6 protein-coding genes are annotated in these 7,850 nt (G+C 71.6%); 4 read left to right on the forward strand and 2 right to left on the reverse strand.

The features are described from left to right. Window positions 1-49: 49 nt before the first annotated feature. A complete protein-coding gene (locus tag AQJ58_RS29830; RefSeq protein ID WP_067255697.1) occupies window positions 50-943 on the reverse strand; it encodes a TetR/AcrR family transcriptional regulator in 894 nt (297 codons plus the stop codon). A gap of 379 nt (window positions 944-1,322) precedes the next feature. Here AQJ58_RS29830 and AQJ58_RS29835 point away from each other — a divergent pair, with 379 nt between their 5' ends. From AQJ58_RS29835 to AQJ58_RS29845, 3 genes are all read left to right on the forward strand, one after another. Then, complete coding sequence (locus tag AQJ58_RS29835) at window positions 1,323-2,702, forward strand: NAD(P)/FAD-dependent oxidoreductase (RefSeq protein WP_067255699.1); 1,380 nt, start codon at window positions 1,323-1,325, stop codon at window positions 2,700-2,702. A gap of 224 nt (window positions 2,703-2,926) precedes the next feature. Continuing rightward, window positions 2,927-4,582, forward strand: a complete 1,656-nt coding sequence (locus tag AQJ58_RS29840) for an ATP-binding SpoIIE family protein phosphatase (RefSeq protein ID WP_067255700.1) — start codon at window positions 2,927-2,929, stop codon at window positions 4,580-4,582. 33 nt (window positions 4,583-4,615) lie between these two features. After that, window positions 4,616-5,413 carry a class I SAM-dependent methyltransferase gene (locus AQJ58_RS29845; RefSeq protein ID WP_067255702.1) on the forward strand — a complete coding sequence of 266 codons (798 nt, stop codon included), beginning with the start codon at window positions 4,616-4,618 and terminating at the stop codon, window positions 5,411-5,413. A 113-nt stretch (window positions 5,414-5,526) separates the two neighbouring features. Here AQJ58_RS29845 and AQJ58_RS29850 read toward each other — a convergent pair whose 3' ends face one another. Continuing rightward, window positions 5,527-6,825 carry an MDR family MFS transporter gene (locus AQJ58_RS29850; protein ID WP_067255704.1) on the reverse strand — a complete coding sequence of 433 codons (1,299 nt, stop codon included), beginning with the start codon at window positions 6,823-6,825 and terminating at the stop codon, window positions 5,527-5,529. A gap of 104 nt (window positions 6,826-6,929) precedes the next feature. On the opposite strand from AQJ58_RS29850, the gene AQJ58_RS29855 reads away from it, so the two are divergent. Then, window positions 6,930-7,478, forward strand: coding sequence for a MarR family winged helix-turn-helix transcriptional regulator (locus tag AQJ58_RS29855; RefSeq protein WP_067255706.1), 549 nt, complete (start codon window positions 6,930-6,932; stop codon window positions 7,476-7,478). Window positions 7,479-7,850 lie beyond the last annotated feature (372 nt).

Genomic DNA, 7,850 nt, shown 5'->3' on the forward strand with positions numbered 1-7,850 from the left:
TGCCCCGCCCCCGCCCCGCTCACCCCTTCGAGCGACCCGCGCCCCTCCCTCAGGAGGACGGCCGCGAGCGCAGCCCTTCCAGCAGGATGTCCAGCAGCCGCGCCGACGCCGCCGCTTGCTGCGCCGGATCCGGCAGCGAGGGAGCCGCCGTCGCGATCACCAGCAGCACGTCCGACACCGACACGTCGGGCCGCAGCTCACCCGCGGCCCGCGCCCGCTCCACGAGCTGGCCCACCACCTCGAGCAGTGCCGCCGCCCCGGCATCGTCATTGACGGAGCCCACGGAGCCCACGGAGCCCACGGAGCCCGCGGAGCCCGCGGAGCCCACCGGGCCCACGGAGCCCACCGGGCCCACGGAGCCCACCGGGCCCACCGGGCCCACGGAACCGGCCGAGCCGCCCGCCGTCGCACCGTCCTCGGCGACCAGCCGCAGCTCACCAGCGCCCGGCTGGGTCCGCTGCTGCGGCACCCGCGGCTCCTCGGACCCCGGACGCTCCACGCCGTCCTCGGCGAAGGCGCCGACCCGCAGCACCTGAGGCGGCAGCAGCCGCCCGGCACCCGAGGCCACCGAGGTCCGCAGGAAGCGCGACAGCGCCGACCACGGCTCGTCCTCCTGGCCCAGCGCCGCCCGCGCCTGGCCGGTCAGCCGGGACGTCTCCTCCTCGGCTATCCGCCGCACCAGGACGTCCTTGCTCGGGAAGCGCCGGTACACCGTCCCCACGCCCACCCGCGCGCGTCGTGCCACATCCTCCATCGGCGCGCCGTAACCCAGCTCGCCGAACACCTCGCGCGCCGCCCGCAGGACGTGCTCGAGATTGCGCTGTGCGTCCACGCGCAGCGGCGTGGTCCGCGGGCCGTCCCCGCGTCCGTTGCCCACCGCCGCGCTCACGCCGCCATGCGCGAGCGCGCCGGCGGACGACCAATGCGTGTCCTGAATATGCATGAATGATCCCCCGGTAATGACGTCTCCCCCCGGAGACTCTCCCCGCCATCAAATTCCGGGATGCGTGGAACAGGGGACCGCTTCCCGGACCCATCCGTCGCGGACCCGTGGAGCGCGCTTCCCCCTGACACCCCGTCGACACGAACATAGTTGAGAGGCAGTCAATTCAGAAGGGGCAGGTTCCGCACGGAGCGCCCCCCGATCGGAGTACGGGTCGTTTACGTCCCGATTGCACCCCCTGCCGTACCCCGGCGCACACCCTCTGACCTGCGTACCTGCCCCGCACGCCGGTGTTTCGGCCAACCCCGCGCGCACACGATCGGCGGTCACACAAATGGTCGGGCCTGTGGACAAACTCCGGCGCCGGGTGCGTCATGGGATGGTGAAGGAACGTGCGCGCATTCTCGTTGTCGGCGGTGGCTACGTCGGGATGTACACGGCCCTGCGGCTCCAGCGGAATCTGAGACAGGAACTCGCCCGGGGCGAAGCGGAGATCACCGTGGTCACCCCCGAGCCGTACATGACCTATCAGCCGTTCCTCCCCGAGGCCGCGGCAGGCGCGGTCTCCCCCCGGCACGTCGTCGTCCCGCTGCGCCGCGTCCTGCGGCACTGCCGGGTCGTCGTCGGCGAGATCACCGCCGTCGACCACGCCCAACGCACCGCCACCCTCACCACCCTCGCCACCGAGGAGGAGGGCACCGGCGCCCAGCAGCTGACGTACGACGAACTCGTCCTCGCGCCCGGCTCCGTCGCCCGCACGCTCCCCATCCCGGGACTCGCCGACCACGCCATCGGCTTCAAGACCGTCGAGGAGGCCATCGGCCTGCGCAACCACGTCATCGAACAGATGGACATCGCCTCCTCCACGCGCGACCCCGCGATCCGGGACGCCGCCCTCACCTTCGTCTTCGTCGGCGGCGGCTTCGCCGGCGTGGAGGCGCTCGGCGAACTGGAGGACATGGCCCGCTACACCACGCGCTACTACCACAACGTCAAGCCCGAGGACATGAAGTGGATCCTCGTCGAGGCCTCCGACCGGATCCTGCCCGAGGTCGGCGAGGAGATGGGCCGCTACACCGTCAGTGAACTGCGCCGCCGCAACATCGACGTCCGTCTCGACACCCGCCTGGAGTCCTGCGTCGACCGCGTCGCCGTCCTCAGCGACGGCGCCCGCTTCCCGACCCGTACGGTCGTGTGGACCGCCGGCGTCAAACCCCACCCCGTGCTCGCCGCCACCGACCTCCCCCGCACCGAACGAGGTCGGCTGAAATGCACCCCCGAGCTGACCGTCGAAGGCGTCACGCACGCGTGGGCGGCCGGAGACGCGGCCGCCGTCCCCGACGTCACCGCCGCCGAACCCGGCACGGAGACCGCCCCCAACGCCCAGCACGCGCTCCGCCAGGCCAAGGTCCTCGGCGACAACATCGCGCGCTCCCTGCGCGGCGAACCCCTCCAGACGTACGCCCACGCCTACGTCGGCTCGGTCGCCTCGCTCGGCCTGCACCAGGGCGTCGCCCACGTCTACGGCCGCAAGCTCAAGGGCTACCCCGCCTGGTTCATGCACCGCGCCTACCACCTCAGCCGCGTGCCCACCTTCAACCGCAAGGCGCGCGTGCTCGCCGAATGGATCCTCGCCGGGCTCTTCAAACGCGAGATCGTCTCCCTCGGATCCCTCGAACATCCGCGCGCCGAGTTCGAACTCGCTGCCGGGGGAAAGCCTTCTGACGAGTCCTCCGACGACCCGAAGGGGTTGTCCTGACCCGATACAGGAACTCCCCCGGCCGCCCCCACGTCTGACGAATGCCGGCCCGGACCGCGGCCACCCTGCCAGACTGCTCCCTGCTCAAAGCCCCCACTCACGAGGCTGTCCCCCAGTGCTCCACCCCCCGGGTGCTGCAACAATGTGCGGCCACCGCCGCGCGGCCCCCCGAGCCCAGGCCGGGCCCGGAGCCGGCCGACGACGACTACACGAGGCAAGGATTCGTGAACTTCACGCGCTGGAGCTCCCGGCTCCCCGGAACTCAGCGCCGCGCCGCCGCGCGGGCCGAGCACACGGTCACCACCACGGACCGGCGAAGCGAGGGCTCCGTACCCGCGGCCCGCGGCGAACAACCGACCGACGAGCCGCCGTCCGTCCCCGCCGTCGACGAACTCCCGGTCCGTGAGGTCCTCGACCGTGTCCCGGCCCTCGTCGCCCTCGTCCACGGCCCCGACCACCGCCTCGCCTACGTCAACGACGCCTACACCGCCGCCTTCGGCGCCCGCCCCTGCGGCGAACCGGCCGCCGAGGCCCTGCCCGAACTGCGCGACCTCGGTCTCATGCCGCTCCTCGACCAGGCCCTGCGCAGCGGCAAGCCCCGCACCCTGAAGTCCCGCAAGGCCCCCGACGGCCGCCACTACACCTTCACCTGCACCCCCGTGGCCGAGGACGACGCCGACGGCACGCGCAGCGCCGTTCTCGTCTTCGCCACCGACGTCACCGACCACGCCGAGGCCGCCGAACGCCTGCGCACCAGCGAGCGCCGCCAGCGCGAGACCGCCGTCACCCTCCAGCGCTCCCTCCTCCCCCAGGAACTCGAACAACCGGACGACCTGAGGATCGCCGCCACCTACCAGCCCGGCGGCACCGAAGCCGCCGTGGGCGGCGACTGGTACGACGTCATCACCCTCGGCGGCGGCCGCACCGCCCTCGTCATCGGCGACGTCATGGGACGGGGCGTCCGCGCGGCGGCCGTCATGGGCCAGCTGCGCACCGCCGTCCGCGCCTACGCCCGCCTCGACCTCCCCCCGCACGAGGTCCTCAACCTGCTCGACGGCCTCGCCACCGAGATCGACGCCAACCAGATCGCCACCTGTGTGTACGCCGTCCACGACCCCAACGAGGGCCGCCTGGTCTACGCCTCGGCCGGCCACCTCCCCATCCTGGTCCGCGACGACACCGGACACGTCCAGCGCGCCGACGAACCCACCGGCCCGCCCCTCGGCACGGGCGGCTGGATGCACGCCTCCGGCTCCATCCCCCTCGGCCCCGGCTCCACCGCCGTCCTCTACACCGACGGACTCGTCGAACGCCGCGACCAGGACCTCGACGAAGGCATCGCCGCCCTGGAGCGCGCCCTCGCCGGCGCCACCGGCACCCCCCAGGTCGTCTGCGACCGCCTGGTCCGCTCGGCCGGCGTCACCGCCGACCACGACGACGACGTGGCGGTCCTGGTCCTCCAGCACCCCGCCCGCACCGGCGCCGACAGCGAACTCTTCCGCAACGCCGCCCTCGAACTCCTCGGCGGCGTCGAAGCCGCACCACGCGCGCGTGCCTTCGCCTCCGGTGTTCTCACCAGCTGGCGCTTCCCCCGCGACCTCCATGACGCCGGCGTCCTCGCGACCAGCGAACTCGTCGCCAACTCCCTCCAGCACGGCACCCCGCCCATGCGGCTGCGCCTGCGCCGCACCGACCGCCGGCTGATCATCGAGGTGACCGACGGCGACGACCACCTCCCGCGCCGCCGTCGCGCCGAACCGGGCGACGAGTCCGGCCGGGGCATCGCGATCGTCGCCACCATCGCCTCCCACTGGGGCAGCAGACGCACCCCGGGCGGCGGAAAGGCGGTGTGGTGCGAGTTCGTCCTGCCGACGACCTAGGCGAATCCACTCCCCGGTGCTAATTGCTTCCCAATGGCAGACGCAACGGGCTTTCACCTCAAGGGAAGCGCCCCCGAGCGCTACGAACACTACGTCGCGCCCCTCATGGCGCCCTTCGTCACCGCACTCGTGGACGCCGCGGACCTCTTTCCCGGCGCCACCGTCCTCGACCTCGCCTGCGGCACCGGCTTCGCGGCCCGTGCCGCGGCCGCCCAGGCAGGCCCCACCGGCCGCGTCGCCGGCGCGGACATCAACCAGGGCATGCTCGAGGTCGCCGTAGCGTGCCATCCCCGCCTCTACCCGGACATCGCCTTCACCGCCGCCCCCGCCGACGACCTCCCCTACCCCGACGCGACCTTCGACGCCGTCCTGTGCCAGGAGGGCGCCCAGTTCTTCCCGGACCTCGACGCGGCCCTGCGCGAGACGGCCCGGGTCACCCGGCCCGGCGGCCGTTTCGTCGCCACCGTCTGGTCCCACCTCGACGCATCCCCCTACTTCGTCGCCCAGCTGCGCGCCGTCGAGCAGCACGGCACCCCCGAGAACGCGGCCGGCTTCAGGTCGGCCTTCGCCGCCGCCGACCGCCTGGCCACGGCCCTGACCGGCGCCGGCTTCCACGACCTGAACCTGCGCGAACTGACCTTCGCGATCAACCTGCCCCCGCTGGAGGACTACGTCCCGGGCCACCTGGCGGCGATCCCCTGGGGCCAGGAACTCATCGAGGCCGCAGGAGAAGAAGCCCTCACCCGGGCAGCCGACACGGTCCGCGCCCACCTGCCCACCGACACGACGACCTTCCCCTTCAGCGCCACCCTGGTGACCGCGATCCGCTGACCGCACCAGAGCCGACCCGCAGAGAACACGCAGAGAACACGCAGAGAACACGCAGAAGAGGGCGGCCGCCCGTCCCTCCCGGAACGACGGCCACCCTCACCGGTCCTTGCGCCTCAGGCCTGCGCCTCGGCGGTCACGGGCCCCACAGCGGCCCCACCCTTGGCCACCACGCGGTTCCGCGCCAGCAACGGCTGATCCTGTACGGCGGTCAGCTCCCGCCCGAGCCGCAGCGCCAGCCAGGTGATCCCGAGCGAGAACAGCAGGAACGTCACGATGTACGGCGCGTGCAGCGAGGCCCCCATCGGCCCGCCCACCGCCGGCCCCACGGCCAGCGCCAGCTGCTTCACCAGGGCGAACGCGGAGTTGTACTGCCCCGCCATCCCCCTCGGCGCGAGATCGGCCACCAGCGGCGCCACCGTCGGCGACAGCATCGCCTCACCCAGGCCGAACAGGGCGTACGTCGACACGAACGCGGCCGTCGCCATCTCCTGGCTCCCGTGCCCCAGCCCGGCATACCCGGCCACGACCCACGCCACGGCCCAGATCAGCCCGACGACAGCGATCATCCGTGACCGCTTCTGCCGCTCGACGAACCGCAGCACGGCGAACTGGGCCACGACGATCATGGCCGTATTGGCGGCCAGCGCCGTACCGAGCGCCGACGTCGAGATCCCGACGGCCTCGACCCCGTAGGCGCTCAGCCCCGACTCGAACTGCCCGTAACAGGCGAAGAACAGCACGAAGCCCAGGACCGACAGCTGCACCATGGCCCGGTTGCCGAGCAACTGCCGCCAGCCGCCTCGGGCCGACTGCCGGGGCGCCTCCCCGACCCGCGGCGCGGACGGCACCCGCACGGTGGCCATCACCGCGACCAGCAGCAGGAACATCGCCGCCTCGATCGAGAACAGCAGCGTGAACGACGACACGCGCGTGGTGTCGACGAGGTGCCCGCCGATGAGCCCGCCAATACCCAGCCCGAGGTTCTGCAGGAAGAACTGCATGGCGAACGCCCGCGAACGCGTCTCGGTCGTCGAGCAGTCCACGATCATCGTCGCCAGCGCCGGCTGCATCACGGCCTGTCCGGCCCCGAGCGCCGCGGACGCCGTCAGGACGGCGGTGGCGGTACCGGCCAGCCCCAGACCCAGGGCGCCGACGGCAGCGGTGACCAGGGCGGCCAGCAGGACCGGCAGTGGACCGCGCCGCACGATCGCCCGTCCGGCCAACGGCAGCACGATCAGCGCGGCCACGGCGAACACCGCGAGGACGAGCCCCGCCGTCATGGCCCCCAGGCCCCGCACCTGCGCCACGTAGACGTACAGGTAGGGGACCGTGAAACCGAGTCCGAAAGCGCTGAGTGCGTTGCCCACGTGGATCCGGCGCATCGCTGCGCCCTTGCCCCTGGTCACGTTCACCTCTCTCACTAGTTAGGAGTGAAGACTTCAAAGCTAAAGTTCGAAGCTAAAGAGTATAGATCGAAGGACTTCAACGCAAAGGATGTGCATGCGATACTGCGCACATGGCCGAGACCCCCGGCGTCACAGAGCCGACGCTCGAAGAGCAGATCGCCGCTTACCAGCGCGAGTTCCGGGGCCTCGACCCCCAGGTGGAGAAGATCGTCTCGGCCCTCTCCCGGCTCAACCGCCGGATGAACGTCGCCTACGGACGCCAGACCGCCGAGCTGGGCATCAGCAGCGCCGAGTGGGAGGTCCTCAAGGCCCTCGTCCTCTCCGGCGTCCCCTATCGCCTCGGCCCCAGCGACCTGGCCAAGCGCCTCGGTCTGACGCCGGCCGCGATGACCCACCGGATCGACCGCATGGTCACCGAAGGGCTGGTGACCCGGGAACGCGACGAGTCCAACCGCGTGCGCGTCATCGTGGAGCTGACGCCGGAGGGGAGGGAGAAGTGGCTGGAGGCGATGCGCCTGGCCACCGTCTTCGAGGAGGACCTCCTCCAGGACCTCTCGGCCGAGGAACGCACGACCCTCGGCGACGTCCTCACCAGGCTGCTGCGCCGGGTGGAGCACGCCCAGCCGGACGCGGGCGGGCGGCTCAGCGACCTGGACTGACCGGGTCAGAAAAGATCTTGACATGGGGTACTTGACGCGCCTTGGTGGGGCGCGTAGAGTTCTTCGGGTTGTCGGGGAGCCGGAACGGTTCTTCGACGACACTCCCGCCGCAGCAGCGGCACCTCACATCATCAGCACGATCTCCCAACGGGGTCGAATTCGGCGCGTCCGAATTCAATTCGATTGGGGTCGGCAGCTCGATTAGGAACTGCCGAGCGGATCCGCTAAGGTTTGAGACGTCGGAACGGCCGAAGGGCCGGGAGGACAAGCCCCTCTGACTGGGAATCAGACGCCGAAAGGATCTGATAGAGTCGGAACCGCCGGAAAGGAAACCGCGAAACAAAAGCGGGAACCTTGAAAGCACCGAGAAAA

The organism is Streptomyces sp. DSM 15324 (assembly GCF_001514285.1).
Taxonomy (GTDB): Bacteria; Actinomycetota; Actinomycetes; order Streptomycetales; family Streptomycetaceae; genus Streptomyces.